This is a genomic window from Halomonas alkalicola (assembly GCF_030704205.1).
Classification (GTDB): domain Bacteria; phylum Pseudomonadota; class Gammaproteobacteria; order Pseudomonadales; family Halomonadaceae; genus Halomonas; species Halomonas alkalicola.
Window position 1 is genome coordinate 1,505,356 of record NZ_CP131913.1, and the last position, 25,765, is coordinate 1,531,120.

The window sequence follows — 25,765 nt, forward strand, 5'->3', positions numbered from 1 at the left end:
GCGTTCCTTGCGAGTGCAACGGAGGTAACCGCAGTGTAACGCCTTGGTGCAGAGTGTGCCGACCTGACGCAGTCCATTCAGCGTTGATTCGGCCCGCCCGGCTCCATCATGCAGCGGCCGGCACCTTCCCGACGCTTCCGGGTACCGGCTGTCCAGCCGTGGTCCGCTATGCTGGAGAAGAGCTCTCGCGAGACCCTGCCCATGCGCCCTGCGACCCTGCTCTTCTGGCTCGCCTGCCTGCTGCCGCTCACCGCCATCGCGGATGACACGCCGGCCTCCTCACCGGAATCGGCCCTCTCGGCCTACGTGGCTAGCGCCGGTGCCGACTTTCACTGGGAGGAAGTCGCCCGGCATCGTCTGCTGGGTACCGAGACCCGGCTGATCGAGCTGGCCTCCCAGCGCTGGCGCGGCACCCTGTGGCGCCACCAGCTGTGGCTGATCGACCCCACCGAGGGGCGCGGCGCCCCTCATGCCCTGCTGTTCATCGGCAGCGGCACCTGGCCGGCCGAGGGCGAGCCCTCCCGCGAGCCGCCGCGGGATGCCGCCAGCTTCGTGGCCCTGGCCCGGGCGCTGGAAACGCCCGTGGCGGTGCTGCGCCAGGTGCCCTTCCAGCCGCTGCTGGGCGGGCTGACCGAGGATGCGCTGATCGCCGAGACCTTCGTCCGCTTTCTCGACGCCCCCGAGGAGACCGACTGGCCGCTGCTGCTGCCCATGGTCAACAGCGCGGTGCGCGCCATGGATACCCTGCAGGCGCTGACCGCCGACTGGGCGGCCCCCCTCGAGACCTTCACCCTCACCGGCGCCTCCAAGCGCGGCTGGACCACCTGGCTCACCGCCGCGGTGGCCCCCCGGGTGGCAGCACTCGCCCCCATGGTGTTCGACATCCTCGACATGGAGCCGCAGCTGGCCCACCAGCGCCGGGTGTGGGGCGCCCCCTCGACGCAGATCGCCGACTACACCGAGCGCGGCATCGACGCCCGCCTCGACAGCGACGCGGGCCGCGCCCTGCAGGCCATGGTCGACCCCTACCGCTACCGGGAGCGCCTGACCCAGCCCAAGCTGCTGGTGCTGGCCAGTAACGACGCCTACTGGCCCGTGGACGCCCTCAACCTCTACTGGCACGCCCTGCCCGAGCCCCGCCATGTGCTCTACCTGCCCAACCAGGGCCACCGGCTGCGCGACTACGCCCGCCTGCTGCCGAGCCTGGCCGCCTTCCATCGCCGGGTGAGTCGCGGCGAGCCGCTGCCGACACTGGACTGGACGTTTGACTGCGAAGCCGAGCGGGTGACGCTGCGGGTGAGCGCCGGAGAGCCCGTCGACGAAGCCCGGGCCTGGGTGGCCCGGGCTCCGGTACGCGACTTCCGCGAGGCACGCTGGGAACCCCATCCCCTGGCGGCCGACGGCGCGGGGCTGGCTCTCTCCCTGCCGCGGCCCGATTCGGGCTACCTGGCGCTGTTCGGCGAGCTACAGTTCACCGCGGCGCCGGACGAGCGGCTGACCCTCTCCACCACCGTGCAGGTGGTCGACCGCGCGGCCGGTGAAGCCACGCAGGCCGGTTGCCCAGCGCCGCCGGGCTCCTGATCCCGCTCAGGAGGGGCGGCCCCCTTCGGCGCGTTGCGCCCGGCGGCCGGTCGGCTCCTCCTCGGCCATCGCCCTGGCCAGGGCCTCACGCTCGGCGGCCTCGTCAGGCAGGCTGCGCCGCGGCAGCACCAGGTTGAGGGTGAAGGCCACCAGGGCGGCGACCACGATGGGCGAGCCGCCCACCACCAGCTGCAGCATCGCCGGGAGCTGGCCGATCGCCTCGGGGACCGCGTAGACCCCCATGCTCAGCGCCAGGGCGAGACTGGCGATGGTCATGTTGCGCGCCGACATCTCGTCCCGGGTGATCAGCTGGATGCCGGTCATGGTGATCATGCCGAACACCGTGATGGTGGCCCCGCCCAGCACCGGATAGGGAATGGTGGTCATCACGGCGCCGAACTTGGGCACCAGCCCCGCCACCAGCAGGAAGAGCGCGGCCAGCGCCAGCACGAAGCGGCTGACCACCTTGGTCATCGCCACGATGCCCACGTTCTGGCTGTAGGAGGAGGTCGGCATGGCGCCGAAGAAGGAGCCGACCGCAGTGGTCGCCCCGTTGCCCAGCAGGCCGCCGAACAGCTCCCGGGTGGTGGGCTCACGGTTCATGCCCCCCACCGAAGTGGCGGAGAGATCACCAATGGTCTGCACCGAGTTGACCACGCAGATGATCACCACCGAGAGGATGGCGGCGGCGTGGAACTCGAGCTCATGGGGCAGCAGCCGCGGGGCGCTGAACCAGCCCGCCTCGCGCACCGGGGTGATGTCCACCATGCCCAGCGCCAGGGCCAGCGCATAGCCCGCCCCGATGCCGCAGATGATCGCCGCCAGCTTCATGAAGCCCCGCGCGAACTGGGAGACGCCGAGCACCACCCCGAGCGTCACCAGGGCGACCAGCCAGTTCTGCGGATCACCGTAGTCGCTGGCGCCCACCCCACCGGACATGTAGTGGATGGCGATGTCGTAGAGCGAGAGCCCGATCACCAGCACCACCACCCCCGCCACGATGGGCGGAAAGAGGTGGCGAATGCGGGTGATGAAGAGCCCCACCAGGATCATGGCGATGCCGCCCACCACCTGGGCACCGAGGATCCCGCCGATGCCGTACTGGGCGCCCACGGCGACCAGGGTCGGCACGTAGGCGAAGCCCACGCCGAAGATGGTGGGCAGCCGGGCGCCGAAACGCCCCACGCCATAGAGCTGGACCAGGGTGGCCAGCGCCGAGGCGATCAGCGAGACCTGGATCAGCAGCATCTGATCGGCCAGGCTGCCGCCGGCGGCGCCGACCACGATGATCGGCACGGTCACCGTGCCCATGATCATCGCCAGGATGTGCTGGAAGGAGAGGGGCAGGGCCCTGGCCAGGGGCGGCCGGCCATGGAAGTCGAAGACGGAGTGGCTGTGCTGTGGTGTGCTCATCGAGGGGCTCATCGCGATTCTTGTCGTTGGTTGGGGTCGCGATGACCGAGCCTAGTCAAGAGCCAGGGTGTACACAACTTTTGTATACTAAAAAACTTAAAATGTAGACCAATGTCTCAGTCGGCCACCTCGGCCACCTCGGCCAGCCGCCAGTCGTTGTCGGTGAGCGGCTCGCCGCCATTCGGTGTGACCCGCACGGTATCGCTCAGGCCGATCCCCCACTGACCGGGCAGACGCAGGCAGAGCGGCAGGTGGAAGACCATGTCGGCGGCGAACTCGCGCGGCTGGCCGCGAGCGATGTAGCCGGTGCCCTCGACCCAGCTGGGCGGGAACTGGGCGCCCACCGCATAGCCAAACACCCCCGAGAAGAACAGCCGGTCGGCGTGGGGAGCGAGCACCGCCTCGGCGGCGCGGGCGGCATCGTCGAAGGTACGGCCGGGGCGCATCTCGGCGGCGAGCGTCTCGAACAGAGCCCGGCAGAGGTCCCGGACCGCCTGCATCTCGCGGCTGGCGTGGCCGGCCACGACGGTGCGCATCATGGGAGCGGTATAGCGCTGGAAGGCCGAGCCGAATTCCAGGAACACCGGATCACCCGCCTCGATGACGGTGCGCTTGTGGTTGACGTGGATGATGCTGATGCGCCGCCCGCTGGTGACGATGGGCTGCAGGCTCATGAATTCGCCGCCGGCGGCCAGCATCGCCCGGGCGCCCTCGGCGGCCACCTCGTTGTCGGTGACGCCGGGGGCGATGATCGCCTCGGCGGCGGCGAGGCCGGCGGCGGTGATCCGCGCGCTCTCGCGCAGGCAGTCGAGTTCCGCCGGCGTCTTGACCAGGCGGACGGCGTCGAGCAGGGCCCCGCCGTCGTCGCGGAAGCGCTCGGCGCCGAGCCGCGCCTGCAGCTCGCGGATCACACCGAAGCGCAGCCCGGCACCGAAGAGATCCAGGCCGATGCTGCGAAAGGGCGAGAGCGTCTCGGCCAGCGGGGCGATCACCTCGTCGATCCCCTCCCAGCGGTAGCCAAGGATCTCGTCCACCGCAGCGGTGACCACGGCGGGCCCGGTCTCGATGGAGGGCACCTGCAGCACCCGGCGGTCGGCCGTTACCACCAGGGCGGTGTGCACCGAGACCTCGAAGGTGTGGTAGCCGGTCAGGTAGAAGATATCGGCGGGGTCGGTGAGCAGCAGCGCCTCGAGGCCTGCATCGCGCATGGCGGCGTGCACCCGGGCGAGGCGGGCGGCGAATTCGGCGGGAGCGAAGGGCAGCTCGGCGCCCTCCAGCTGCTCGGCCAGGGCATGACGGTAGGCGTGATGGTCCATGGGCGCTCTCCTGATCGCGACGACGAGGTTCCAGCCGGCGGCGCACGGGCGGCTTCGCGGCTATCGGCAGTGTAGCCCCGGACCCGGTGCAGCCCGGCGGAAGGAAGCGAAAATATCCCTGTTCGCCTCCGGCCCGGTTTCGTAGAATCCAGCCTCGTGTTGAACGCTACAGGACAACGATATGGGACGGGCCTTTCAGAACCGCAAGGAATCCATGGCCAAGACGGCCGCTGCCAAGACCAAGGTCTACAGCAAGTACGGCCGCGAGATCTACGTGGTCGCCAAGCAGGGTGGCACCGACCCCGCCGGCAACCTGAGCCTGCGCGGCCTGATCGAGCGCGCCAAGAAGGATCAGGTGCCCTCCCACGTGATCGAGAAGGCGCTGGACAAGGCCAGCGGCGTGGGCGGCGAGGACTTCTCCCCGGCCCGCTACGAGGGCTTCGGGCCGGGCAACGCGATGGTCATCGTCGACTGCCTGACCGACAACCCCAACCGTACCTTCGGTGACGTGCGCGCCTGCTTCACCAAGACCAAGAGCAAGATCGGCACCCCGGGCACCGTCAGCCACATGTTCGACCACTGCGCCATCCTCGCCTTCAAGGGCCAGGACGAGGAAGCCACCCTCGAGGCGCTGATGGAGGCCGATGTCGACGTGACCGACATCGAGAACGAGGAGGGCCAGATCACCGTCTTCGCCCCGCACACCGAGTATGCCAAGGCCAAGCAGGCGCTGATCGACGCCTTCGGCGAGCTCGACTTCGAGGTGGACGAGATCCAGTTCGTGCCCCAGACCACCACGCCCGTGGCGGGCGACGACGTGGCGATGTTCGAGAAGTTTCTCGACATGCTCAACGAGCTGGACGACGTCCAGAACGTCTTCCACAACGCCGAGCTGCCCGAGTAACGCCCTCCCCCGTCTGCCGCCCGCTCAGGGCGGCAGCACCCCTTCAGCGCAGCGGCAGCTGCGCCTGCTCCGTCAGGAAGGCCTCGATCCCTGCGGAGTAGTCCGGCTCGCTCTCCAGGAAGCCGGTGTTGTGGCCACCCCGAATCTCGAGCAGGCGCTTCGGGTCTCGCGCCGCCCGGTAGACGGCCTCGCCCTCGGCGAAGGGGATGATCTCGTCGTCGCGGCTGTGGATCACCAGCAGCGGCGCCTCGACGCCCCTGACGTGCCTCTCGGTGTCGTGGGAGAAGCGCGCCAGCCAGCGCGCCGGCAGGAAGGGGTAGACGCGCTGGGCCAGCGCCGGCACCGAGCGGAAGGGCGACTCCAGGATCGCCGCCGCCGGCCCCTCCTCTTCGAGCCCCTCTGCTTCCAGCGCCTCGGCCAGCTCGGCCGCCACGGCGGCCCCCAGGGAGCGTCCGAACAGCACGATCTCCTCCGGGGCCTGATCGGCCTCCTCCCGCAGCCAGCGCCAGCCGGCCCGGGCATCCAGCGCCAGGCCGGCCTCGGAGGGTCGCCCCTCGCTGCGGCCGTAGCCGCGATAGTCGAGGATCAGCACCGAGAACCCCAGGCGGTGGAACTGCACCAGGGAGTCGAGGCGGTGGGAGATGTTGCCGGCGTTGCCGTGCAGGAAGAGCAGGCTGGCCCGAGGGCGCTCGTGGGGCAGCCACCAGGCGTCCAGGGCCAGGCCGTCCTCGGTCTCGAGGGTCACCGGCGACCAGGCCAGGCCGCGATCGGCCGGAGTACCGATGGGCTCGCGACCCATATGCGGCAGGTAGAGCAGCCGCTCCTGGAAGGCCCAGGCCAGCGCCACCACCAGCAGATAGGCCAGCGCGATCCCGACAAGCCAGCGCAGCAGCATCGTCTCCTCCTTCCGCGCCCGCTGGCGAACCCGTGGGCGCTCAGCCGTTCGCGACTACCAGGCGCAGCCCCAGCCACAGGGCCATCGCCAGGGAGTAGAGCGCCGTCAGGCCCAGCAGGCCATTGAGCGCCGCGCCGTCGCGGCGTCGCATCTCGCGCACGAGCCCCAGCGCCGCCAGGCCCGTGAGACCCCAGGTGATCCAGGCCCAGGCGGTCAGCCCCAGCGGCAGCGTGGCTGCCAGGGGCCCTGTCGTCAGCAGTGCGAACAGGCGGCGAGTCGCCTCCGGCCCCATCCGTACCGCCAGGGTGATCTTGGCGGCCCGGGCGTCGGTATGGCGGTCGCGCAGGTTGTTGACCACCAGGATGGCGGCCACCGGCATGCCCACCAGGATGCCTGCCGCCACCGCCTCCCGGGTGATCGGGCTCTGCTGGGCCAGCAGCGAGCCCAGCACCGCCACCGGCCCGAAGAAGCCCCATACCGCGAGCTCCCCCAGCCCGCGGTTGGCGTAGGGGCGCCTGCCGCCGCTGTAGCCGAGCACGCCGAGCAGCGCCAGGCCACCCAGCAGCCAAAGCAGCCAGTGGCCGAAGAGCACAAGCCAGAGCCCCGTGGCCACGGCAACGCCCAGGGTCACGGCGAGGCCCGCGCGCAGCTCGCCGGCGCTGAGCCAGCCCGCCTGCAGGGCGCGGGTGGGGCCCAGGCGGTCGGGCTGGTCCACGCCGGAGAGGCCATCGAAGAGGTCGTTGGCCAGATTGACCGCCAACTGCAGCGCCAGCGCGCAGGCCAGACAGAGAACGGCGGTCGACATGCTGAAGTGGCCGGGCACCACCAGCGCCTGACCCAGCAGCACCGGCCCCAGCGCGGCGGGCAGCGTGCGCGGGCGCAGCGTCTGCCCCCAGACCATCACCTTGTGACTCACCGATGTCGTCATCGACCTCCTCCCTGAGCGCGCCGCCGCCCTTCGCCGCGGCGCCTGACATGGGGCATACTCTGTGGCGTACCCCCCCTGCCTGCAAGGAGAAAACATGTCCGCAGCCTGGTTGTCCCAGGTGGCCCTGCCCTGGGTGCTGGCCAGCGTGATGATGGCCATGGGCCTCAGCCTGACCGGGGCGGACTTCGCCCGCACCTGGCGCCACCCTCGTCGGGTGCTGCTCGGCACCGGCCTGCAGATGCTGGCCCTGCCGCTGCTGGCCTGGGCGCTGGTGCTGCTGCTGCCCCTGCCGCCCCTGGCGGCGGCCGGCCTGCTGCTGGTGGCCCTGGTGCCGGGTGGGGCCACCTCCAACATGTTCAGCTACCTGGTGCAGGGCGACCTGGCCCTGTCGGTCACCCTGACCGCCATCGCCGCCGTGCTGGCGCCCTTCACCCTGCCGCTGGTGATGGGCTGGAACCTGGAGCTGCTGGGGCTGGCCACCGGCGGCCTGTCGCTCCCCTACTGGCACACCGTCGGCCAGCTGCTGCTGGTCACCCTGCTGCCGGTGCTGGCGGGCATGCTGCTGCGCCAGGCCCTGCCGGCGCGCTGGCTCGAGGTGGTGCTGCCCGGGGTCAAGGGGTTCACCGGGGTGGCGATGATCTCGGTGGTGGTGGCGCTCTTCGCCAGCCACGCCGAACGGCTGCCGTCACTGCTCAGCCTCGAGACCCTCGCCGTGCTGCTGCTCTGCCTGTTCAGCATGCTGCTGGGCCACGGGGTCGCTCGCCGGCTGCACCTGCCCCACGACAGCGTGCGCGCCATCACCGTGGAGGTCGGGGTACAGAACGCCGGGGTAGCGATGATGGTGGCCTTCGTGCTGCTGCAGCAGCCGGCCATCGGCCTGGTGCCGCTTCTCTACGGCCTGCTGATGAACGTGCCGGTCTTCCTGTGGATGTTCGCCTGCCTGTGGCGGGATCGCCATCCGGAAGCGACGGTCGCCGACAGGCGCTGAGCCCCCTGCCGGTCACCCATCACCGCTCCATCGCGTAGATGGCCACTGCCCTGCTGATGGCCGTCAGCCGCCAGTCCGGCGCCTGACGGCCGGCCGCGCTACTCCACGGTGATGGTGATGACGTCGGAGACCAGCGGCGGGTCGAAGCTGACGTGGCGGTAGTCCATGAACAGCAGCTGGAGGGTGTACTCCCCCGGCTCGAGCTCCAGGCGGCCCTCGGTCTGGCCGCCGCCGAAGTGGCGCGTGTGGTCGGTGAAGGGCAGCGGCGCGCCCAGGTCCACCTCCTCCAGCGGCATGTTCACCAGCAGGTGGTGATGGCCGGTGTCGGGGAAGTCGGCACCCGCCGGCGCCACCCCCATGCCGGTGAGGCCCATGCGTACGGTCACCGGGCCCGACAGGGTGGCGCCATCCTCCGGCGCAATGAAGTAGACCTCGGCGCCCTCGGCGGCCGAGATGCGCTCCAGTTCCGCCATGGCCGGCGCCGCCAGCAGCGCGCTGCCGGCCACTCCCAGCGCCAGGGCCAGGGCCTGGGAATAGGTCCGCTTGTTCATTGTTATCTCCTTGTCCATCCCGTGATGGCGTGCTGGGCGGCATCCACCACCCGGTTGGTTCGATCGGGCCGGCACGGCCCGCTCCCGCCCTCCAAGACTAGTCGAGCCTGGCAGGGTTGGCAGACGGGTCCTGCTCAGTCCCCGGGGGTGTCGCAGCCCATCACGCCGCCGCGGGCCCAGTGCTCGCCGTCCACCTCCTGGAAGAACACCTGCACGGACTCCGGGCGGGCGCCGTAGACCTCCTCGAAGGCCTCGGTGATGCGGCGGGCGAGCTCGCGCTTCTGCGCCAGGTCGCGGGGGAACTGCTGGATGGTGACGATGGGCATGCTGGCCTCCTCGGGCGGGGGTCTCGGTCGTGGAAGTGGCAGGCCAAGATAGCAGAAACCCGCCGATGGGCGGGTTCCGGTGGGCGATGCGTGCGAACTCAGCGGCTGGCGACGAACGCCTGGTAAGCCTCCCAGGCATCCTCGACGCCCGCCTCGAGGAAGCGTTCGCCGTGCTCGGGGCTGGCCAGGGAAGGGTCGGAGCCCATGCGTCCGTCGGGAAAGCGCCGGCGGAAGGTGTGGGCGTCGCACTGGGCGCTGCCGGCCGGCGCCAGGCGCGGCGACATGGCCACATCGCGTACCGTCTGGGGGGGGGGGGCGGCATGCCAGGCCAGCGACACCTCGGAGGCGGTGGCGTGGCTGCCCTCGGCATCACCGTAGAGCGACTCGGCCAGCTCGCGGCCGCGGCGACCGGCGAACCAGTTGAACAGCTGCAGCTGCAGCTCGCCGGCCACTTCGCGCCGCAGGCTGCGCTCGCCGAGCACCTCGGCGAAGGCCGCGTTGACGGTGGCGATATTGCCGCCGTGGCCGTTAAGGAAGAAGACGTGGGTAAAGCCGTGGTGCGCCAGCGACTCGATGGTGTCGCGCAGCACCGCGACCAGGGTGCTCGGCCTCAGGGTCAGGCTGCCGGGAAAGGCCAGATGGTGCTGCGCCACGCCGATCGCCTGGGTCGGGCCGACCAGCACCCCGTGACGCTCGCCCAGGGTCCAGGCGATCGTCTCGGGGCAGAGGGCGTCGGTGCCCATCGGGCCGTTGGGGCCGTGCTGCTCGGTGGAGCCGATGGGCAGGATGATGCCCCTGGCGCGCTCCAGATAGGCTTCCACCTCCTGCCAGGTGGCGTGCTGCAGTCGCATCGCTGCGCTCCCATGCCGTGGTCGATGGGACCATGATGGCAGATACACGGCACCACCGCTGCCTCAGCGCTCCTTCTGGGCCGCCTGCCACTCCTCGGCGGCCTCCTCCACCCCGGGCTCGTCGCCGCGGTTGAGGGCCGCTCGGCGATAGGCCTCCTCGTCGCGCACGTCCTCGATCACCGTCATCAGGTCGCCCACATCCACCGGCGCGGTGTCGTGGACGAAGCAGCCGGTGAGCTCGCTCTCCGGATGCAGCTCGCCCGACTCATAGAGCGCCCAGATCTCCTTGCCGTAGTCGGTGGCCAGAAGCTCAGGGGCGAAGCGCCCGAAGTAGCGGCGCATGTTGTCCACGTCGCGCTCGAACATCCACTCGGCGCTGTTGTTGCCGGCGGCGTCCACTGCCTGGGGCAGGTCGATGATCACCGGGCCATCGGCGGCCATCAGCACGTTGAACTCGGAGAGATCTCCGTGCACCAGGCCGGCACACAGCATCTTCACCACGTCACGGATGATCTTGGCGTAGGACTCGCGGGCCTGCTCGGCGCTCAGGGTGACATCGTCCAGGCGCGGGGCGGTGAAGCCCTCGGCGTCGGAGATCATCTCCATCAGCAGCACGCCGTCGATGAAGCCATAGGGCTTGGGCACCCGCACGTCCGCCGCGGCCAGCCGGTAGAGGGCGTCGACCTCGGCGTTGAGCCAGGCCTGCTCCTGCTCCTTCTGGCCGTAGCGGGTCTTCTTGGCCATGGCCCGGGAGCGCCGGCTGTTGCGCTCGCGGCGACCCTCCTGGTACTGCACGGCCTGCTTGAAGCTGCGCTGCTTGGCCTCCTTGAAGACCTTGGCGCAGCGCCGCTCGCCGTGGGAACGCACCACGTAGACCTGGGCCTCCTTGCCGCTCATCAGCTGGCTCTCGACCGCCTCGATCAGGCCGTCGTCCACCAGCGGCTGCAGTCGCTTGGGTATCTTCATCTCTTCTCCCGAAATTGGCCGATGCGCCTCACCGGCCGACCCGCCGGGCGCGAACGCTGCGCCCCTTGATTCTGCCGTTGACCAGGCGCTCCAGGGCCTCGTCGGCCACCTCGCGCCGCACGGCAACAAAGGCGCTGTTGGCCAGCACCTTGATCTTGCCCACCTGGTCGCCGGCCAGCCCCGCCTCGCCGGTCAGGGCGCCGAGGATGTCGCCGGGGCGCACCTTCTGCTTCTTGCCGGACCCCAGCTGCAGGGTCGCCATGGGCGGTCCCAGCGGCTCGCGAGAGAGCACCGAGCGGGGCGGCAGCGGGGCTTCCTCGAGGGGCTCGCCGAGGAAGTCGGCCAGCCGCGCCAGCCGGTAATCCTCGCCCTCGCCGACCAGGGTGCAGGCGATGCCGGCGCTGCCGGCCCGGCCGGTGCGCCCGACCCGGTGCACATGCACCTCGAGATCCCGGGCGATGTGGTAGTTGAACACCGCATCCAGCTCGGCGATGTCCAGCCCGCGGGCCGCCACGTCGGTGGCCACCAGGATGGAGGCGCTGCGGTTGGCGAACAGCACCAGCAGCCGGTCGCGGTCGGCCTGCTCCAGGTCGCCGTGCAGCGCCAGGGCGCTGAAGCCCGCCGCCTCCAGCGCCTGGGCCACCTCGTCGGTCTCGCGCTTGGTGTTGCAGAACACCACGCTCGAGGCCGGGCGGAAGTGCAGCAGCAGCCGGCACAGCGCCTCCAGGCGCGCCTCGTCGCCGTCGGCGACCCGGTAGACCCGCTCATGGATGCTGCCGGCATCGTGGGTTTCGGCCACCTCCACGGTGACCGGGTCGCGCATCAGCGCCGCGGCCACGGGGCGCACGGCGTCGGAGAAGGTGGCGCTGAACAGCAGCGTCTGGCGCGACGCCGGGGTCTCGGCGACGATCGCCTCGAGGCTCGCCTGGAAGCCCATGTCGAGCATGCGATCGGCCTCGTCCAGCACCAGGGTCGCAAGCCCGTCCAGGACGAGCGAGCCCTTGCGCAGGTGCTCCTCGATCCGGCCTGGGGTGCCCACCACAATAAGCGCGCCATGGGCCAGGGAGGCGAGCTGCGGGCCGAAGGGGGCCCCCCCGCACAGGGTCAGCACCTTGACGTTGGGCAGGGTGCGCGCCAGCCGGCGCAGCTCGCCGGCCACCTGGTCGGCCAGCTCCCGGGTCGGGCAGAGGACGAGCCCCTGCACCGCGAAGCTTGAAAGCGCAAGCCGCGAGAGCAGCCCCAGGCCGAAGGCCGCGGTCTTGCCGGAGCCGGTCTTCGCCCGGGCGATCACATCGCGACCGGCCAGGATCGGCGGCAGACTCTCGGCCTGGATCGGCGTCATGGCGGCGAAGCCCAGGGAGGCGAGGTTATCGAGCAGCTCCGGCGCCAGCGGCAGCGAGGCGAAGGCGGCGTCGGGGGAGGAATCAGACAAGGGAACATCCTGCAGACAAAATAGGGGCGCCGACGACAGCGAACGAGCCGGGGTCGATAACGGCCGGGGTCGACAATGAAGAGCAGCGAAGGCCGGGCGGCATGGGCCGGGGAAGCGGGAGACTGGAAGGCCTGCAGGATAGCAGAAAGCTGCCCGGCACGCTGCAGATACCGACTGCCGCTCTCAGGCCCGCACCGGCAGCCGTGAGGCGCCGCCTTCCAGTACCTCGCGAATCTCCTCCCCCTCCAGGGTCTCACGCGCCTCCAGCGCGGCGGCCAGACGGTCCAGCTCGGCGCGGTGCTGCTCCAGCAGCCGGCGTCCGCGAGCCTCCATCTCGCCGAGCAGGCGCCGGATCTCCTCGTCCAGCAGGCCCGCGGAGGCCTCGCTGTGCTCGCGCAGCTGGGTCATCTCGCGCCCCAGGAAGGCGTGCTCCTGCCCCTGGGAGAGCGCCATGGGGCCCACCCGCTCGCTCATGCCCCAGCGCGCCACCATGCGCCGCGCCAGGCGGGTCGCCTGCTCCAGGTCGTTCTCCGCCCCGCTGCTCACCTCGCCGAACACGATCGACTCGGCCAGCCGACCGCCGAACATCACCGTCAGGCGATCGTGCAGGTAGGACTCGTTGTAGTTGACGCGCTCCTCGTCGGGCACCTGGGCGGTGACGCCCGGGGTGCGCCCCCGGGGCAGCACCGTCACCTTCTCCAGGCGGTCGGCCTGGGGCAGCAGGTGGGCGAGCAGCGCATGCCCCGCCTCGTGGTAGGCCACCAGGCGACGCTGGGCCTCGGAGAGCCCCATCTCGCGCTCCTCCCCCAGCATCAGCCGATCCCGGGCGTCCAGGAAGCAGGCCCAGTCCAGGTCGGCCCGGCCGTGCCGCCCGGCCAGCAGGGCGGCCTCGTTGGCCAGGTTGGCGAGATCCGCCCCGGAGAAGCCGATGGTGATCTCGGCCAGCCGCGCCAGATCCACGTCATCGGCCAGGGGCATGCGCCGGGTGTGGACCCTGAGGATCGCCTCCCGGGCCTGGCGATGGGGGTTCTCCAGGGTCACCTTGCGGTCGAAGCGGCCGGGGCGCAGCAGCGCCGGGTCGAGCACGTCGGGGCGGTTGGTGGCGGCGAGCACCACCACCGCCTCATGCCCCTCGAAGCCGTCCAGCTCGGCGAGTATCTGGTTGAGGGTCTGCTCGCGCTCGTCGTGGCCGCCGCCCACCCCGGTCCCCCGGGTGCGGCCGATGGAGTCGATCTCGTCGATGAAGACCACGGAGGGGGCCTTCTCCTTGGCCTGGCGGAAGAGGTCGCGGACCCGGGAGGCCCCCACCCCTACGAACATCTCGATGAACTCGGAGCCGCTGATGCTGAAGAAGGGCACCCCGGCCTCGCCCGCTACCGCCTTGGCCATCAGCGTCTTGCCGGTGCCGGGCGGGCCCATCATCAGGATGCCGCGGGGCATTCGCGCCCCCAGGGCCTGGAAGCGCTCGGGCTCCCGGAGGAACTCGATCACCTCGAAGATATCGCGCTTGGCGTTCTCGGAGCCCGCCACGTCGGCCAGCCGCACCTTGCTCTGCTGGGGCTCCACCAGGCGCGCCCGGGATCGGCCCATGCCGAAGGTGCCGCTGCCGCCGGTCATGCGCTCCTGCATGCGGTTCCAGAACCAGAACAGCAGCGCCAGCATCAGCAGCCAGGGCACCACCCCCATCAGCAGGCGCTGCCACGCCTCGGGCTCCGCCGGGCGCGCGGCGATGCGCACCTGCTGCGCCTCGAGGCGCTCCAGCAGGCGCTCGCTCTCCACGTCCGGGCGGGTGGTGGTGAAGGCCCGGGTCTCGCCCAGGTCCAGGTCGAGGCGGCCGGAGTCGCTGAAGACGCCCTCCAGGGCCTGGCCGCGCAGCGTCACCTCATCCACGTGGCCGGCGTCCACCGCCTCGAGGAAGTCGGAGTAGGTCAGCTCCACCCGGGCCTGGCGGTCGGCGCCGTCCAGGTAGTGAAACATCAGCAGGAGGGCCACCGCCATCCAGACGAACAGCAGCCACTGCTGCCGGGGCAGCCCGCTGGGGGCGTTGCCACCACCGCCATCGCGCCCTCCCGATCCGGACGGCTCCGGGGCAGAGGGGGCGGGACGCGGGGTGGGTGACCGGGGCTCAGCCATGTCGCTCTCCGTATCGCTCATGGCTATCAACATGGCCCTTCGCCCATCGGCTGGCAACCCGCCCCCGCGGCACCTCGGTCGCGGCCCGGCTATGGCATAGTGGTGGCAGCGACCGCCAGAGCGCCTGTCACCACCCTCGCCAGGAGTCCACCGTGCGACAATCGACCACCCGCGCCCTTCCTCGTGCCCTTCACCTCCTGCTGGCCGCCGCGCTGGCCCACTGCCTGCTCTTCGCCCAGGCCGGCGCCGCCCAGCGCCCTACCCTGGGCCTGGCACTGGGCTCCGGCGGCGCCAACGGCCTGGCCCATATCGCCGTGCTGCAGGTCTTCGACGAGCTGGAGATCGTCCCCGACCGCATCGCCGGCACCAGCATCGGCGCGGTGATCGGCGGGCTCTATGCGGCGGGGCTCTCCGCCGACCAGATCCAGGATATCTTCGACGACGTGGCGGGCTCGCCCCTGGACGCCCTCTCGGGGCTCGCCGGCTCGGAGCTGGACCTGGCGGACCTACTGCAGCTCGGCCTGAGCGACGGCGGCCTGTTCGACTCCGGGGGGTTCCTGCGCTATCTGGCTGCCCACACCGAGGCGCGCACCTTCGATGACCTGGCGATCCCGCTCTCGGTGGTGGCCACCGACTACTGGAGCGGCGACAGCGTGGTGATCGAGGCGGGCCGGCTGTTTCCCGCCATCGAGGCGAGCATGGCGGTGCCGGGGCTGTTCTCGCCGGTGCGCCGCGGCGAGCAGCTGCTGATCGATGGCGGCACCTCCAACCCGCTGCCCTTCGAGCTGCTGATGGATGAGATGGACCTGGTGATCGCGGTGGACGTCTCCGGCGCCCGCCACCCGGACAGCGACCCCGAGCCCGGCATCACCGACCTGCTGTTCAAGACCTTCAGCATCATGCAGCAGTCGCTGATCCGGCAGGCGCTGGCGCATCGCCGCCCGCACCTCTATTTGAAGCCGGAGGCCGTGGGGGTGCGCCTGCTGCACTTCAACCGCATCCACGAGATCCTCGCCCAGGCCGAGCCGGTGGCCGACGACCTGCGCGACCAGCTGACGATCTGGCTGGCCATCCAGGCCGACGCCGCCATGCCCTGACGGATCCCCGTGCCGGACCGCCGCCGGGGGGTTATGCTCAGGAGAGCCCCTACCGCCCCCGCAGGAGAAGCGCGATGGCCGACATCACCGCACGGCTGGCCGACATCAAGGCCAGGATTGACGAGCTGGCCGGCCTGGCCGCCGTCGAGCACCGCGAGCATGCCAGCCGCCTGGCACAGACCCTGGTCGGCGACCTCGAGGGGCTCTTCGAGGCGTCGCCCCCGGCGCCGAGGCCCGCGGGGCCGCCGCCCAGGGCACCCCGCGACGAGGTGGAGCGCTGCCCGGTCTGCTCGCTGCGCAGCTATCACTATCAGCGCGTCACCATCCGCGAGAGCGACTATGGCGGCTTTGAAGCCCTCTACCGCTGCGGCAGCTGCGCACACGAGGGCTGGAAGGAGATCGCCTGACCCCGCGCGGGCTCAGCGGCAGAAGGGCCCGACCTGGTAGAAGCGCCGGCACTGGAACTCCGCCTCGCAGCTGGCCAGCTGCCCCTGGTAGCGGCTGGCCCGGCTCGCCACCAGGCCGGCCGCCCGCTGCACCGCGGGCTTGCCGCGCCAGGTGCCGCGCTGATAGCCACCGGCCCCCTCGTGATAGGCCAGGTAGAGGTGCTCGGGGTTGTTCAGCGAGATACCGGCCTGCCGCTGGCTGCGCGCGTTGTACCAGCCGATGAAGTCGGTGGCATGCTTCATGTGGCTGCGCCGGGCCAGGGTGCCGCCGGCCTCGTCGCGATACTCCCCCCATACCGGGTCCAGGGCCTGGGCATAGCCCCGCGCCGAGGAGGGGCGCGGCCCCGGGATGAAGCCCAGGTAGCGCTGGCGCGGCGGGCGCACATGGCTCTGGAACGAGGACTCCTGCTGGATGAAGGCCATCTGGGTGGCGATGGGGGTCCCCCAGCGCGCCTCGGACTCCCGGGCGTAGTCGTACCAGCGCGGCTGTTCGCGGAAGATCTCGCAGACGTTGCTCTGGTCCCGCGGCGGCGACGGCGCCAGGGCCGCACAGCCACCGAGCAGGCCTAGCGTGCCGGCCGCCAGGCCGGTGCGCAGCAGGCGATGCCACCGCCCCTCGCGCCTGCCCGGCAGGCTGCTAGCCAAGGGCCGCACGCAGCGTCTCGGCGGCCGCCGCCAGGTCGGCCGGGTCGGCCATGGGCAGGTCGACGACCTGGATGTCGCTCATCTCGTCGAGCGGGGTCAGGTGGATATGCACGTGGGGCACCTCGAGGCCCACCACCAGCATGCCGACCCGCCGGCAGGGAAAGGCCCGCTTGATCGCCTTGGCGACTCGCCGGGAGACGCCCATCAGATGCACGTAGAGCGCTTCGGGAAGGTCATCCCAGTGGTCGACCTCCTCGCGGGGGATCACCAGCACATGGCCGGGCTTCATCGGCTGGATGGTCATGATGACCACGCATTGCTCGTCCTCGTGGACGAAGTGGCCCGGGATCTCTCCCTGCATGATACGGGTGAAGATGCTCGCCATCGGCACTCTCCTGGCAGTGGGGACGACATGCCGACACGCGCGGACTGCAGCGGCGGCACGAAACCGGTATGCTGAAGGCGCAACACCCTCAGTACGGAGCAGAATACACGATCGATCATTCATTCCAAGCCAGCACGGAGGTTCACATGAAGGTCTACAAACCTGAATGGCGGTGCACGTTTAGCGTAAACGAAGGCGCGGAAGAATCAGCCAGCTGGAAGGAGAGGATCGCCTGGCAGCTGCGCGAGTTTGCCGACCGGCTGGACGGCGGCGGCAGGACATTGAAGATCGACTGCGACGTCACACCCGCGGTGAGCGAGGACGAGATCAACACCTGCCTGGGCAAGGGCTTCGCCGTGACCCAGAGCCTGCTCACCCAGCTCGCCCAGCAGGCCGCCTGTGAGGACGTCATGCGCGACGCCAAGGCCGAGCTGTTCGCGGAGGAAGAGGAAAGCCCCCGGCACTGACACGCGCCGTCGCAGCCGCGTGCCATCCCCACGCCCCATTCGGACTCCGGATGGGGCGTCTTCATTGCGGCCTGCCGGATCTGCCCGACGTGGATACGTCCGGCGTGGATACGTCCGGCGTGGATACGTCCGGCGTGGATACGTCCGGCGTGGATGCGTCCGGCGTGGATACGCCCCGCGAGGGGGCCCGGCGAGATGCACCCGGTGACGCGGCATGCCATCCTTGGTCCTTCGCTCGCCACCGGAACGTGTCGCCATGCCGCTTGCCATCAGCCTGATTGCCCCCTCCTCCTTCACCCCCGAGGACGACATCGAGCGGGGCGTGCGCGGACTCGAGTCCCTCGGGGTGACCGTGCGCCGGCCGGCCCCGCTGCAGCGGCGGACCCGCTACCTGGCGGGCGATCGGGAGTGGCGCCTTGCGCAGCTCCACGCCGCCTATGCCGACCCCGACACCCAGGCGGTGTGGGCGGTGCGCGGCGGCTTCGGCTGCGCCCAGCTGGCAGCGGGAATCGACTGGGCGCGGCTGGCCGGCCGGCCCAAGCCGCTGGTCGGCTACTCCGACCTCACCGCCCTGCTCCACCAGTGCCACTTGCACGGGCTGCCGGCGATCCACGCTCCGGTGGTCAAGGCCGCAGGCGCCCTGCTCGATGGATCCGCGGATGAGCGCACCGTCGTTCGGCGCCAGTTCGAGGAGACCCTCGCCCTGATCCGCGGCAGCGCCTCCCTCGACTACCCGCTCACCGCCTGGCACGACGCCCCATCACGGCGGGAAGGCCCGCTGGTGGGCGGCAACCTCATCACCCTGGCCAGCCTCGCCGGCACCCCGCTGGCCTCCCGCGCGCCGCCCGGCGCCCTGGTGATCCTCGAGGACGTGGGCGAGCCCTACTACCGGCTGGAGCGCGCCCTCTGGCAACTGGTGCAGGCCGGCGCCCTGGATGAGGCCGGCGCCGTCTGCCTGGGGACCTTCGAAGGGTGCCGCCCCTATGACGAGACGCCGCTCGAGGCGATCGTCGCCGAGACCCTGGCCCCCCTTGGGCTACCGTTCTACCACGGCCTGCCGGTGGGCCACGGCCTGCACAACCGCCCCTGGCGCTATGGCGCAACGGGGGTTCTCGAGGAGGGGCGCCTTAGCGTGGCGGGCTAGCCTTGGTGCTGCACCGCAGCGTAGAGGGTGCGCCAACAAAGCAGTTACACAATTGTCGCCATCTTGCATCGATCTTCGCCGATCTTCGAAACGCTGCTTGCCGCCCCTGGAAAAGGCGGCTACTATTTGATCGCCCTTATGGCAACTCGCTGCATCGCAGCATACGCGACCCGCACCACGAGAGACCCTGAGGAAACCAGATGGGAACCCGATCGAGACTGTTACTCGCCTGCTGCCTGACAGGCGCATTGACCCTCGGTACCCAGGCGGCCATGGCCCATGAGGCCGAGCCCGATATCCAGGAAGGCTACGCCTCCTTCTATCACGACAAGTTCCAGGGGCGGGCCACCGCCAGCGGTGAGCGGTTCGACCAGAACCAGCTGACCGCCGCCCACCCCGACCTGCCCTTCGGCACCGAAGTCGTCGTGACCCGGCCCGACACCGGCCGCGAGGTCACGGTGGTGATCAACGACCGCGGCCCCTTCGTGAAGGGGCGTGTCATCGACCTTTCCAAGCGCGCCGCCCGCGAGCTCGGCATGCTCCATCGCGGCGTGGCACCGGTCATCATCACCGCCATCAACTGAGGCAGACGCCACCGCCCGGCGCTCAGCGACCGCCGGCGATCTGGTCGGCAAAATCGTGATTGACGTCGCGATGGTCGGCCTCGTCGGCCCTCACCGCCGCGACCACCTCGCGAAGGCGCGCATCGGCCGGCAGCTTCCAGTAGTCGATGGCGATCTGCGGCGCCGGAATGTTCTCGTACTTGCCGCTATCGATGCCCTCGAGATACTCGGTGTAGCTGATCACCGCCTCCTCCTCGAGATAGCCCACCACCCGGTGGGCCGTCCTGCTGGAACACAGGTAGAGCAGAAAGAAGAGGTTGTAGAACACCCCCTGGGCCAGCACGATCAGAGCCCGCTCCAGCCGGGTGGGCTGCGCCACCTCGATGAAGGTCATCAGGTGCATGCGCTCGTTCTCGGCCTCGTCCAGCAGGGTCCGAATCCAGCCGTCGTCATCCTTCAGGCGCCGCAGGGAGCGCAGGTGCTGCAGGGTGCCACCGACCATCCCCGGCACCGCCGCCACCGTCTCCAGCACCACGGCGCGGTGGCCATAGCGTCCGGCGAAGAACAGGTCGGCGAAGAAACGCATGAAGCGCACCAGCCGGTAGGCGAACCGGTCGGAGAGCCCTCTGGGGCGGTGGTGGCGGCGAAGGGGCGTTTCAGACGGCGAGGACGCGTCACTGGAACTCATCAAGCACTCTCCTTGGCTTCGTTGGCAGGGCGGCCCCGATGACCGGGGCTCCCTCACAGACTGCCGTCCTGCCAGACGGTTCCCTTCACCGCGGCGTGGGGCAGCACGCCACGCTGCTTGCCGCCCTCAGCTCCCGGGCTCGAGCCGGTCCTGGGTGCGCGTCGCGAAGTCGCCGGCGTCATGGCGCTCGTGGAGCTGTTCCGAGGGCTCCCCGAAGGTGCGATTCACCATGCGCCCGCGCCGTACCGCTGGCCGGGCGTCGATCTCCTCGGCCCAGCGCCGCAGGTGCCGATACTCCTGCACCTGCAGGAACTCCCCGGCATCGTAGAGTCGCCCCAGCGCCAGCTGCCCATACCAGGGCCAGGTGGCGATATCGGCGATGCTGTAGGCGTCGCCCCCCAGGTAGCGGCTCTCTGCCAGGCGACGGTCCAGCACATCGAGCTGGCGCTTGGCCTCCATGGCGAAGCGGTTGATGGGGTACTCGAACTTCTCCGGGGCATAGGCGTAGAAGTGGCCGAAGCCGCCGCCCAGGTAGGGAGCGCTGCCCATCTGCCAGAACAGCCAGCTGAGGGTCTGGGTGCGCTCGGCAGGGGCGTCCGGCAGGAATTCGCCGAACTTCTCGGCCAGGTAGAGCAGGATCGACCCGGACTCGAATACCCGCCGGGGCGGGTCGACGGTGTGGTCCATCAGCGCCGGGATCTTGGAGTTGGGGTTGACCGCCACGAAGCCGCTGCCGAACTGGTCGCCATCGCCGATGCGGATCAGCCAGGCGTCGTACTCGGCGCCGGCATGGCCCAGCGCCAGCAGCTCCTCCAGCATTACCGTGATCTTGACCCCGTTGGGCGTGCCCATGGAGTAGAGCTGCAGCGGGTGCTTGCCCACCGGCAGCGCCGTGTCGTGGGTGGGCCCGGCGATGGGGCGGTTGATGCTGGCGAACTTGCCGCCGCTGGGCTGCTCCCACTTCCATACCCGGGGCGGAACGTAGGCGTGATCGCTCATGCTGACTCCATTAGCAGGGACATGGTATGTGCCACTCACGATACCCCGCCGCGCCCGGCACCGCGAGCCCGGGGGCTTCGCCAACGGGAGGGGCCCGCACCAACGCGAACAGCCGCCCGAAGGCGGCTGTTCTGGAAGGCTGACCTGGAGAAGCGTCACGCTGGTACCGGCGGCCGGACTCGAACCGGCAAGAGGTTGCCCCCGGGAGATTTTGAATCTCCTGCGTCTACCAATTTCGCCACGCCGGCAACGCGTGACGCATTATACGTGGGCCCTTCAGCAGGTCAATCTGGGTCCTGACTTCCCCCCCTGACTTCACCCCATGGAGCCGGTATCCTAGGCGGCTTGCCAAGACACCGGATCCCGACACCTCCCATGCAGCGCGCCGACTTCCACTTCGAGCTCCCCGACGAGCTGATTGCCCGCTATCCCTCCGAGCAGCGCAGCGACTGTCGCCTGCTGTGCGTCGACGGCGAGAGCGACAAGCTGGCCCACCGCCGCTTCCCTGACCTGCTCGAGCTGCTCGAGCCCGGTGACCTGCTGGTGTTCAACGACACCCGGGTGATCCCGGCGCGGCTGCACGGCCACAAGGCCAGCGGCGGCAAGGTGGAGATGCTGCTGGAGCGCCCGCTGGACGCCCACCGCGGCCTGGCCCACCTGCGCTCGAGCAAGTCGCCCAAGCCCGGCACCGAGCTGATCTTCGAGGGCGATATCCACGCCGTGGTGGAGGGGCGCCGCGATGCCCTCTTCGAGCTGCGCTTCCTCGGCGAGACGCCGCTGATCGCGCTTCTCGAGGCGCACGGCCATATGCCGCTGCCGCCCTATATCGACCGCGCCGACGAGAGCGCCGACCGCGAGCGCTACCAGACCGTCTACGCCCGCCGCGCCGGCGCCGTGGCCGCCCCCACTGCCGGGCTGCACTTCGATGAGCCGCTGCTCGGGCGACTTGCCGAGAGGGGCGTGGAGCGCGCCTTCGTCACCCTGCACGTGGGCGCCGGCACCTTCCAGCCGGTGCGCGTGGACGATATCCGCGAGCACGTCATGCACAGCGAGTGGCTGGAGGTGGACGAGGAGACCTGCGCCAAGGTGCAGGCGGCCCGCGCCGCCGGGCGCCGGGTGATCGCCGTGGGCACCACCAGCGTGCGCTGCCTGGAGAGCGCTTGCATGAAGAGTGCCACCGGTGAGATCGCCCCCTACCGCGGCGAGACCGACATCTTCATCTACCCGGGCTACGAGTGGCGCTGCGTGGACGCCCTGATCACCAACTTCCACCTGCCGGAGTCCACCCTGCTGATGCTGGTTTCCTCGTTTGCCGGCTTCGACACCACCATGGCGGCCTACCGCGAGGCGGTGGCCGAACGCTACGCCTTCTTCAGCTATGGCGACGCGATGTTTCTAACCCGCAGGAGCGCCGAGACCCCTCATGCGTAACGAATGCTTCATGACCTTCGAGCGCCTGGCCAGTGATGGCCGGGCGCGCCGCGGCCGCCTCACCTTTCCCCGCGGCACGGTGGAGACCCCCGCCTTCATGCCGGTGGGCACCTACGGCACCGTCAAGGGCATGACCCCGGTGTCGGTGGAGGAGATCGGCGCCGAGATCATCCTTGGCAACACCTTCCACCTCTGGCTGCGCCCGGGGATGGAGGTGATCGAGGCCCACGGCGACCTGCACGACTTCGCCCAGTGGCACAAGCCGATCCTCACCGACTCCGGCGGCTTCCAGGTCTTCTCGCTCGGCGCCATGCGCAAGATCACCGAGCAGGGGGTGCACTTCCGCTCGCCGGTGGACGGCGCCAAGGTATTCATGGGGCCCGAGGAGTCCATGGCGGTGCAGCACTCGCTGGGCTCCGACGTGGTAATGATCTTCGACGAGTGCACCCCCTACCCGGCCACCGAGAAGGAGGCGCGCCTCTCCATGGAGCGCTCGCTGCGCTGGGCACAGCGCTCCCGGGACGCCCACGGCGACTCCCCCTCGGCGCTGTTCGGCATCATTCAGGGTGGCATGTACCCCGGGCTGCGCGAGCAGTCGCTCAAGGGCCTGCTCGACATCGGCTTCGACGGCCTGGCCATCGGCGGCCTCTCGGTGGGCGAGCCCAAGGAGGAGATGATCCGGACCCTGGACTACCTGCCCACCTGGATGCCGGAGGAGAAGCCCCGCTACCTGATGGGCGTCGGCAAGCCCGAGGATCTGGTGGAAGGGGTGCGCCGCGGGGTCGACATGTTCGACTGCGTGATGCCGACCCGCAACGCCAGGAACGGCCACCTGTTCACCGCCGAGGGCACGGTGAAGATCCGTAACGCCAAGCATCGTCACGACACCCGGCCGCTAGACGACGAGTGCGACTGCTACACCTGCCAGCACTTCTCCCGGGCCTACCTCCACCACCTGGACCGCTGCGGCGAGATGCTCGGCTCGATGCTCAACACCATCCACAATCTGCGCCATTACCAGCGCCTGATGGCCGGTTTGCGCGGTGCCATCGAAGCGGGTACATTGGCCAACTTCGTGGAAGGCTTCTACGCACGGCGCGGCCTGCCGGTGCCTCCCGCCCCGAATTGATAGCGTCCGGTGCCGGCCCCTGGCGGCCGACACCGGACGAGACTGCCCCTGCCGGGGCGTCCACCGTTACCTATCCCGACCTTTCATACTCACTGTTCATACCAACTTTTCATACCAACCAGGAGACACCCACCCATGCTGGATTTCTTCATCGCTCCGGCCTACGCCCAGGATGCCGCTGCCGGCAGCGGCATGGCCCAGATCGTCATGCTGCTCGGCTTCGTGCTGATCTTCTACTTCCTGCTGTGGCGCCCCCAGGCCAAGCGCGCCAAGCAGCACAAGCAGCTGATCGGAAGCCTCTCCAAGGGTGACGAGATCGTCATCGGCGGTGGCGTGCTGGGCCGCATCACCAAGGTGAGCGACGACAGCGAATTCCTGACCATGGAGATCGCCGAAGGCACCCAGATCAACGTGCAGAAGAACGCCGTGGCCGCGGTGCTGCCCAAGGGCACCATCAAGGCCATCTGAGCCGTGTCCTTCCGGCCCCGCCCCTCGCGGTGGGGCCGCTTCTGATCGCCGCGGCACCCCCGCGGCGATCATGACGTTCTAGACGTCATCCTCCTAACGTCCGCAACGCACGTTGTCAGAAAACGTTGTCAGCAACCTGAGGGCAGGGCTCGCATGCTCAACCGTTACCCACTATGGAAGTATCTGCTGATACTGATCGTCCTCGCCGCCGGCCTTATCTACTCGCTGCCCAATCTCTACCCCGAAGACCCGGCAGTGCAGATCAGCAGCGCCAGCGGCGACACCACCATCGACGACGGCGAGCTGGAGCGCGTCCAGCGCGCCCTGAGTGACGCCGGCATCACCATCAAGGCCGTCGAGCGCGACGCCAGCAGCGTACTGATCCGCCTCGCCGACGCCGCCGACGCCGACGAGCAGCTCCAGGCCCGCGACCGCATCGCCGCCATGCTCGACGACGACTTCGTGGTGGCACTGAACCTCGCCGAATCCACCCCCGCCTGGCTGCAGGCGCTCTCCGCCTCGCCCATGACCCTGGGCCTCGACCTGCGTGGCGGCGTGCACTTCCTGCTGGAAGTGGACATGGACGCCGCCGTGACCCAGCGCCTCGAGGTCAACGCCAGCGCCATGCGCGAGCAGCTGCGCAGCGAGCGCATCCGCTATCGCGGCACCGAGATCGAGGGACGCACCCTCACGCTGACCTTCACCACCGAGGAGGACCGCGACGCGGCCCGCCGCCTGATCAGCCGTGAGTTCCGCGACTTCGACTACCAGAACGTGGGCGACGGCCGCGGCGCGGCACTGGCCATGACCCTCACCGACCAGGCGGTCAACGAGATCCAGGACTACGCGGTCAACCAGAACCTCACCACCCTGCGCAACCGGGTCGACGAGCTGGGCGTGGCCGAGCCCATGGTGCAGCGCCAGGGCCCCGACCGCATCGTGGTGGAACTGCCCGGCGTACAGGACACCGTGGCCGCCAAGCGGGTGGTGGGCGCCACCGCCAACCTGGAGTTCCGCCTCGAGGCGCGCCCGGACACCCCGGACGCCGAGACCGAGACCTTCGCGTTCCGCAACGACGAATCCCGCACCGCCGACCTGATGCGCGACGTCATCATCACCGGCGACAGCGTCTCCAGCGCCAGCCGCAGCTTCGACGAGAACGGTCGCCCCCAGGTCAACATCAACCTGGACGGCACCGGCGGCACCCTGATGAACCGCGCCACCCGCACCAACATCGGCCGCAACATGGCGGTGCTCTTCATCGAGCACAAGACCCGCGACCGCGTGGAGGTGGTCGACGGCGAGGAGGTGATCGTCCGCGAGCCCTACACCGAGCGCGGCCTGATCAGTCTGGCCACCATCCAGAGTGCGCTGGGCAACAGCTTCCGCATCACCGGGCTCGACTCGCCCACCGAGGCCGCCGAGCTCGCCCTGCTGCTGCGCTCCGGTTCGCTCGCCGCGCCGATCTACTTCGTGCAGGAGCGCACCATCGGCCCGAGCCTTGGCGCCGAGAACATCAAGCGCGGCGTGATGTCGGTGCAGATCGGCCTGCTGCTGGTAGTGCTCTTCATGCTGATCCGCTACAAGGTGTTCGGCATCATCGCCAACGTCGCACTGGCGCTGAACCTGACCCTGCTGATGGCGGCCATGTCGCTGCTCGGTGCCACCCTCACCCTGCCCGGCATCGCCGGCATCGTGCTGACCCTGGGGATGGCGGTGGATGCCAACGTGCTGATCTTCGAACGCATACGCGAGGAGCTGCGCGGCGGGCTCTCGGTCCAGCAGGCGATCCATGCCGGCTACGAGCGCGCCTTCACCTCCATCGTCGATGCCAATATCACCACCCTGCTGGTGGCGGTGATCCTGTTCTCGATCGGCACCGGCCCGGTCAAGGGCTTCGCGGTGACCCTGTCGCTGGGGATCATCACCTCGCTGTTCACCGCCCTGCTGGTGACCCGCGCGATGGTGAACCTCGTCTACGGCGGCAAGCCGGTCAAGAAGCTCTGGATATAAGAGGTG

The 25,765-nt window shown here is 69.9% G+C and carries 26 protein-coding genes and 1 tRNA gene; 12 read left to right on the forward strand and 15 right to left on the reverse strand.

The genetic code is table 11. The annotated features are described in order from the left end of the window. The first annotated feature begins 168 nt into the window (after window positions 1–168). Window positions 169–1,581, forward strand: a complete 1,413-nt coding sequence (locus B6N23_RS07120) for a PhoPQ-activated pathogenicity-related family protein (RefSeq protein WP_305503205.1) — start codon at window positions 169–171, stop codon at window positions 1,579–1,581. A 6-nt stretch (window positions 1,582–1,587) separates the two neighbouring features. Here B6N23_RS07120 and B6N23_RS07125 read toward each other — a convergent pair whose 3' ends face one another. Both B6N23_RS07125 and B6N23_RS07130 read right to left on the reverse strand, forming a co-directional pair. After that, window positions 1,588–2,994: a uracil-xanthine permease family protein gene (locus B6N23_RS07125; RefSeq protein ID WP_305503206.1), complete on the reverse strand. Its 1,407-nt coding sequence runs from the start codon at window positions 2,992–2,994 to the stop codon at window positions 1,588–1,590. A gap of 116 nt (window positions 2,995–3,110) precedes the next feature. Then, window positions 3,111–4,310: a M24 family metallopeptidase gene (locus tag B6N23_RS07130; RefSeq protein ID WP_305503208.1), complete on the reverse strand. Its 1,200-nt coding sequence runs from the start codon at window positions 4,308–4,310 to the stop codon at window positions 3,111–3,113. Window positions 4,311–4,491: 181 nt separating this feature from the next. Here B6N23_RS07130 and B6N23_RS07135 point away from each other — a divergent pair, with 181 nt between their 5' ends. Beyond that, window positions 4,492–5,214 (forward strand): YebC/PmpR family DNA-binding transcriptional regulator, encoded by a 723-nt coding sequence (locus B6N23_RS07135; protein ID WP_119022029.1) that lies wholly within the window; start codon window positions 4,492–4,494, stop codon window positions 5,212–5,214. Window positions 5,215–5,257: 43 nt separating this feature from the next. Here the strand turns inward: B6N23_RS07135 and B6N23_RS07140 are convergent, their stop codons facing one another. Together B6N23_RS07140 and menA are read right to left on the reverse strand one after the other, a co-directional pair. Next, window positions 5,258–6,109, reverse strand: a complete 852-nt coding sequence (locus tag B6N23_RS07140; RefSeq protein ID WP_305503211.1) for an alpha/beta hydrolase — start codon at window positions 6,107–6,109, stop codon at window positions 5,258–5,260. Window positions 6,110–6,149: 40 nt separating this feature from the next. Then, on the reverse strand, window positions 6,150–7,037 hold the full coding sequence (gene menA / locus B6N23_RS07145) for a 1,4-dihydroxy-2-naphthoate octaprenyltransferase (protein ID WP_305503213.1): 888 nt from the start codon (window positions 7,035–7,037) through the stop codon (window positions 6,150–6,152). 94 nt (window positions 7,038–7,131) lie between these two features. Here menA and B6N23_RS07150 point away from each other — a divergent pair, with 94 nt between their 5' ends. Further along, entirely contained in the window at window positions 7,132–8,025 is an 894-nt protein-coding gene (locus B6N23_RS07150; RefSeq protein ID WP_305503215.1) for a bile acid:sodium symporter family protein, read from the forward strand. 98 nt (window positions 8,026–8,123) lie between these two features. Here the strand turns inward: B6N23_RS07150 and B6N23_RS07155 are convergent, their stop codons facing one another. The 6 genes from B6N23_RS07155 to ftsH all read right to left on the reverse strand — a co-directional run bounded on the left by B6N23_RS07155 (window position 8,124) and on the right by ftsH (window position 14,284). Beyond that, the gene (locus B6N23_RS07155) at window positions 8,124–8,576 is read right to left on the reverse strand and encodes a DUF4399 domain-containing protein (protein ID WP_305503217.1); all 453 of its coding nucleotides are present in this window, start codon (window positions 8,574–8,576) and stop codon (window positions 8,124–8,126) included. A gap of 134 nt (window positions 8,577–8,710) precedes the next feature. After that, complete coding sequence (locus B6N23_RS07160) at window positions 8,711–8,902, reverse strand: tautomerase family protein (RefSeq protein ID WP_110068427.1); 192 nt, start codon at window positions 8,900–8,902, stop codon at window positions 8,711–8,713. Between the two features lie 98 nt (window positions 8,903–9,000). Continuing rightward, window positions 9,001–9,753 (reverse strand): creatininase family protein, encoded by a 753-nt coding sequence (locus tag B6N23_RS07165; protein WP_305503220.1) that lies wholly within the window; start codon window positions 9,751–9,753, stop codon window positions 9,001–9,003. Window positions 9,754–9,816: 63 nt separating this feature from the next. After that, complete coding sequence (locus B6N23_RS07170) at window positions 9,817–10,719, reverse strand: PA4780 family RIO1-like protein kinase (protein ID WP_305503222.1); 903 nt, start codon at window positions 10,717–10,719, stop codon at window positions 9,817–9,819. Between the two features lie 28 nt (window positions 10,720–10,747). Further along, window positions 10,748–12,151, reverse strand: coding sequence for an ATP-dependent RNA helicase DbpA (gene dbpA, locus B6N23_RS07175; protein ID WP_305503224.1), 1,404 nt, complete (start codon window positions 12,149–12,151; stop codon window positions 10,748–10,750). Window positions 12,152–12,334: 183 nt separating this feature from the next. After that, the gene (ftsH, locus tag B6N23_RS07180; RefSeq protein ID WP_305503226.1) at window positions 12,335–14,284 is read right to left on the reverse strand and encodes an ATP-dependent zinc metalloprotease FtsH; all 1,950 of its coding nucleotides are present in this window, start codon (window positions 14,282–14,284) and stop codon (window positions 12,335–12,337) included. A gap of 152 nt (window positions 14,285–14,436) precedes the next feature. Between ftsH and B6N23_RS07185 the strand changes: the two genes are divergently transcribed. Then, entirely contained in the window at window positions 14,437–15,381 is a 945-nt protein-coding gene (locus B6N23_RS07185) for a patatin-like phospholipase family protein (protein ID WP_305503228.1), read from the forward strand. Window positions 15,382–15,455: 74 nt separating this feature from the next. Then, window positions 15,456–15,788: a hypothetical protein gene (locus B6N23_RS07190; RefSeq protein ID WP_305503230.1), complete on the forward strand. Its 333-nt coding sequence runs from the start codon at window positions 15,456–15,458 to the stop codon at window positions 15,786–15,788. A 12-nt stretch (window positions 15,789–15,800) separates the two neighbouring features. Here B6N23_RS07190 and B6N23_RS07195 read toward each other — a convergent pair whose 3' ends face one another. Next, window positions 15,801–16,427 (reverse strand): transglycosylase SLT domain-containing protein, encoded by a 627-nt coding sequence (locus B6N23_RS07195; protein ID WP_305503736.1) that lies wholly within the window; start codon window positions 16,425–16,427, stop codon window positions 15,801–15,803. A gap of 37 nt (window positions 16,428–16,464) precedes the next feature. Beyond that, window positions 16,465–16,857 (reverse strand): HIT family protein, encoded by a 393-nt coding sequence (locus tag B6N23_RS07200; protein WP_119022042.1) that lies wholly within the window; start codon window positions 16,855–16,857, stop codon window positions 16,465–16,467. A 146-nt stretch (window positions 16,858–17,003) separates the two neighbouring features. On the opposite strand from B6N23_RS07200, the gene B6N23_RS07205 reads away from it, so the two are divergent. From B6N23_RS07205 to B6N23_RS07215, 3 genes are all read left to right on the forward strand, one after another. Beyond that, a complete protein-coding gene (locus tag B6N23_RS07205; protein ID WP_119023650.1) occupies window positions 17,004–17,324 on the forward strand; it encodes a hypothetical protein in 321 nt (106 codons plus the stop codon). Between the two features lie 256 nt (window positions 17,325–17,580). Next, window positions 17,581–18,468: a S66 peptidase family protein gene (locus B6N23_RS07210; protein WP_305503233.1), complete on the forward strand. Its 888-nt coding sequence runs from the start codon at window positions 17,581–17,583 to the stop codon at window positions 18,466–18,468. A 200-nt stretch (window positions 18,469–18,668) separates the two neighbouring features. Next, window positions 18,669–19,052 (forward strand): septal ring lytic transglycosylase RlpA family protein, encoded by a 384-nt coding sequence (locus B6N23_RS07215; protein ID WP_169957476.1) that lies wholly within the window; start codon window positions 18,669–18,671, stop codon window positions 19,050–19,052. A gap of 22 nt (window positions 19,053–19,074) precedes the next feature. On the opposite strand, the gene B6N23_RS07220 is transcribed toward B6N23_RS07215, so the two are convergent. The 3 genes from B6N23_RS07220 to B6N23_RS07230 all read right to left on the reverse strand — a co-directional run bounded on the left by B6N23_RS07220 (window position 19,075) and on the right by B6N23_RS07230 (window position 20,966). Next, a complete protein-coding gene (locus B6N23_RS07220; RefSeq protein WP_169957475.1) occupies window positions 19,075–19,719 on the reverse strand; it encodes an alternative oxidase in 645 nt (214 codons plus the stop codon). Window positions 19,720–19,845: 126 nt separating this feature from the next. After that, window positions 19,846–20,718 (reverse strand): glutathione-dependent disulfide-bond oxidoreductase, encoded by an 873-nt coding sequence (gene yghU, locus B6N23_RS07225; RefSeq protein ID WP_305503240.1) that lies wholly within the window; start codon window positions 20,716–20,718, stop codon window positions 19,846–19,848. A 161-nt stretch (window positions 20,719–20,879) separates the two neighbouring features. Continuing rightward, window positions 20,880–20,966 (reverse strand) — tRNA-Leu (locus B6N23_RS07230). 127 nt (window positions 20,967–21,093) lie between these two features. Between B6N23_RS07230 and queA the strand changes: the two genes are divergently transcribed. The 4 genes from queA to secD all read left to right on the forward strand — a co-directional run bounded on the left by queA (window position 21,094) and on the right by secD (window position 25,759). Continuing rightward, window positions 21,094–22,149: a tRNA preQ1(34) S-adenosylmethionine ribosyltransferase-isomerase QueA gene (queA, locus tag B6N23_RS07235; RefSeq protein WP_305503243.1), complete on the forward strand. Its 1,056-nt coding sequence runs from the start codon at window positions 21,094–21,096 to the stop codon at window positions 22,147–22,149. Window positions 22,150–22,159: 10 nt separating this feature from the next. Further along, window positions 22,160–23,278 (forward strand): tRNA guanosine(34) transglycosylase Tgt, encoded by a 1,119-nt coding sequence (gene tgt / locus B6N23_RS07240; RefSeq protein WP_305503738.1) that lies wholly within the window; start codon window positions 22,160–22,162, stop codon window positions 23,276–23,278. A gap of 135 nt (window positions 23,279–23,413) precedes the next feature. After that, window positions 23,414–23,746, forward strand: a complete 333-nt coding sequence (gene yajC / locus B6N23_RS07245; protein WP_119022049.1) for a preprotein translocase subunit YajC — start codon at window positions 23,414–23,416, stop codon at window positions 23,744–23,746. Between the two features lie 153 nt (window positions 23,747–23,899). After that, window positions 23,900–25,759 (forward strand): protein translocase subunit SecD, encoded by a 1,860-nt coding sequence (gene secD, locus B6N23_RS07250; RefSeq protein ID WP_305503245.1) that lies wholly within the window; start codon window positions 23,900–23,902, stop codon window positions 25,757–25,759. Window positions 25,760–25,765 lie beyond the last annotated feature (6 nt).

What these genes read in the sequence shown, in the direction of transcription:
- B6N23_RS07165 (WP_305503220.1), bottom strand. Translation starts at nt 9,753, where the DNA reads ATGCGACTGCAGCACGCCACCTGGCAGGAGGTGGAAGCCTATCTGGAG.
- tgt (WP_305503738.1), top strand. Translation starts at nt 22,160, where the DNA reads ATGACCTTCGAGCGCCTGGCCAGTGATGGCCGGGCGCGCCGCGGCCGC.
- B6N23_RS07200 (WP_119022042.1), bottom strand. Translation starts at nt 16,857, where the DNA reads ATGGCGAGCATCTTCACCCGTATCATGCAGGGAGAGATCCCGGGCCAC.
- B6N23_RS07205 (WP_119023650.1), top strand. Translation starts at nt 17,004, where the DNA reads ATGAAGGTCTACAAACCTGAATGGCGGTGCACGTTTAGCGTAAACGAA.
- B6N23_RS07210 (WP_305503233.1), top strand. Translation starts at nt 17,581, where the DNA reads ATGCCGCTTGCCATCAGCCTGATTGCCCCCTCCTCCTTCACCCCCGAG.
- B6N23_RS07190 (WP_305503230.1), top strand. Translation starts at nt 15,456, where the DNA reads ATGGCCGACATCACCGCACGGCTGGCCGACATCAAGGCCAGGATTGAC.
- B6N23_RS07135 (WP_119022029.1), top strand. Translation starts at nt 4,492, where the DNA reads ATGGGACGGGCCTTTCAGAACCGCAAGGAATCCATGGCCAAGACGGCC.
- menA (WP_305503213.1), bottom strand. Translation starts at nt 7,037, where the DNA reads ATGACGACATCGGTGAGTCACAAGGTGATGGTCTGGGGGCAGACGCTG.
- B6N23_RS07220 (WP_169957475.1), bottom strand. Translation starts at nt 19,719, where the DNA reads ATGAGTTCCAGTGACGCGTCCTCGCCGTCTGAAACGCCCCTTCGCCGC.
- B6N23_RS07155 (WP_305503217.1), bottom strand. Translation starts at nt 8,576, where the DNA reads ATGAACAAGCGGACCTATTCCCAGGCCCTGGCCCTGGCGCTGGGAGTG.
- secD (WP_305503245.1), top strand. Translation starts at nt 23,900, where the DNA reads ATGCTCAACCGTTACCCACTATGGAAGTATCTGCTGATACTGATCGTC.
- B6N23_RS07140 (WP_305503211.1), bottom strand. Translation starts at nt 6,109, where the DNA reads ATGCTGCTGCGCTGGCTTGTCGGGATCGCGCTGGCCTATCTGCTGGTG.
- B6N23_RS07170 (WP_305503222.1), bottom strand. Translation starts at nt 10,719, where the DNA reads ATGAAGATACCCAAGCGACTGCAGCCGCTGGTGGACGACGGCCTGATC.
- ftsH (WP_305503226.1), bottom strand. Translation starts at nt 14,284, where the DNA reads ATGGCTGAGCCCCGGTCACCCACCCCGCGTCCCGCCCCCTCTGCCCCG.
- B6N23_RS07160 (WP_110068427.1), bottom strand. Translation starts at nt 8,902, where the DNA reads ATGCCCATCGTCACCATCCAGCAGTTCCCCCGCGACCTGGCGCAGAAG.
- yajC (WP_119022049.1), top strand. Translation starts at nt 23,414, where the DNA reads ATGCTGGATTTCTTCATCGCTCCGGCCTACGCCCAGGATGCCGCTGCC.
- B6N23_RS07130 (WP_305503208.1), bottom strand. Translation starts at nt 4,310, where the DNA reads ATGGACCATCACGCCTACCGTCATGCCCTGGCCGAGCAGCTGGAGGGC.
- B6N23_RS07125 (WP_305503206.1), bottom strand. Translation starts at nt 2,994, where the DNA reads ATGAGCACACCACAGCACAGCCACTCCGTCTTCGACTTCCATGGCCGG.
- B6N23_RS07120 (WP_305503205.1), top strand. Translation starts at nt 169, where the DNA reads ATGCTGGAGAAGAGCTCTCGCGAGACCCTGCCCATGCGCCCTGCGACC.
- yghU (WP_305503240.1), bottom strand. Translation starts at nt 20,718, where the DNA reads ATGAGCGATCACGCCTACGTTCCGCCCCGGGTATGGAAGTGGGAGCAG.
- queA (WP_305503243.1), top strand. Translation starts at nt 21,094, where the DNA reads ATGCAGCGCGCCGACTTCCACTTCGAGCTCCCCGACGAGCTGATTGCC.
- B6N23_RS07150 (WP_305503215.1), top strand. Translation starts at nt 7,132, where the DNA reads ATGTCCGCAGCCTGGTTGTCCCAGGTGGCCCTGCCCTGGGTGCTGGCC.
- B6N23_RS07215 (WP_169957476.1), top strand. Translation starts at nt 18,669, where the DNA reads ATGGGAACCCGATCGAGACTGTTACTCGCCTGCTGCCTGACAGGCGCA.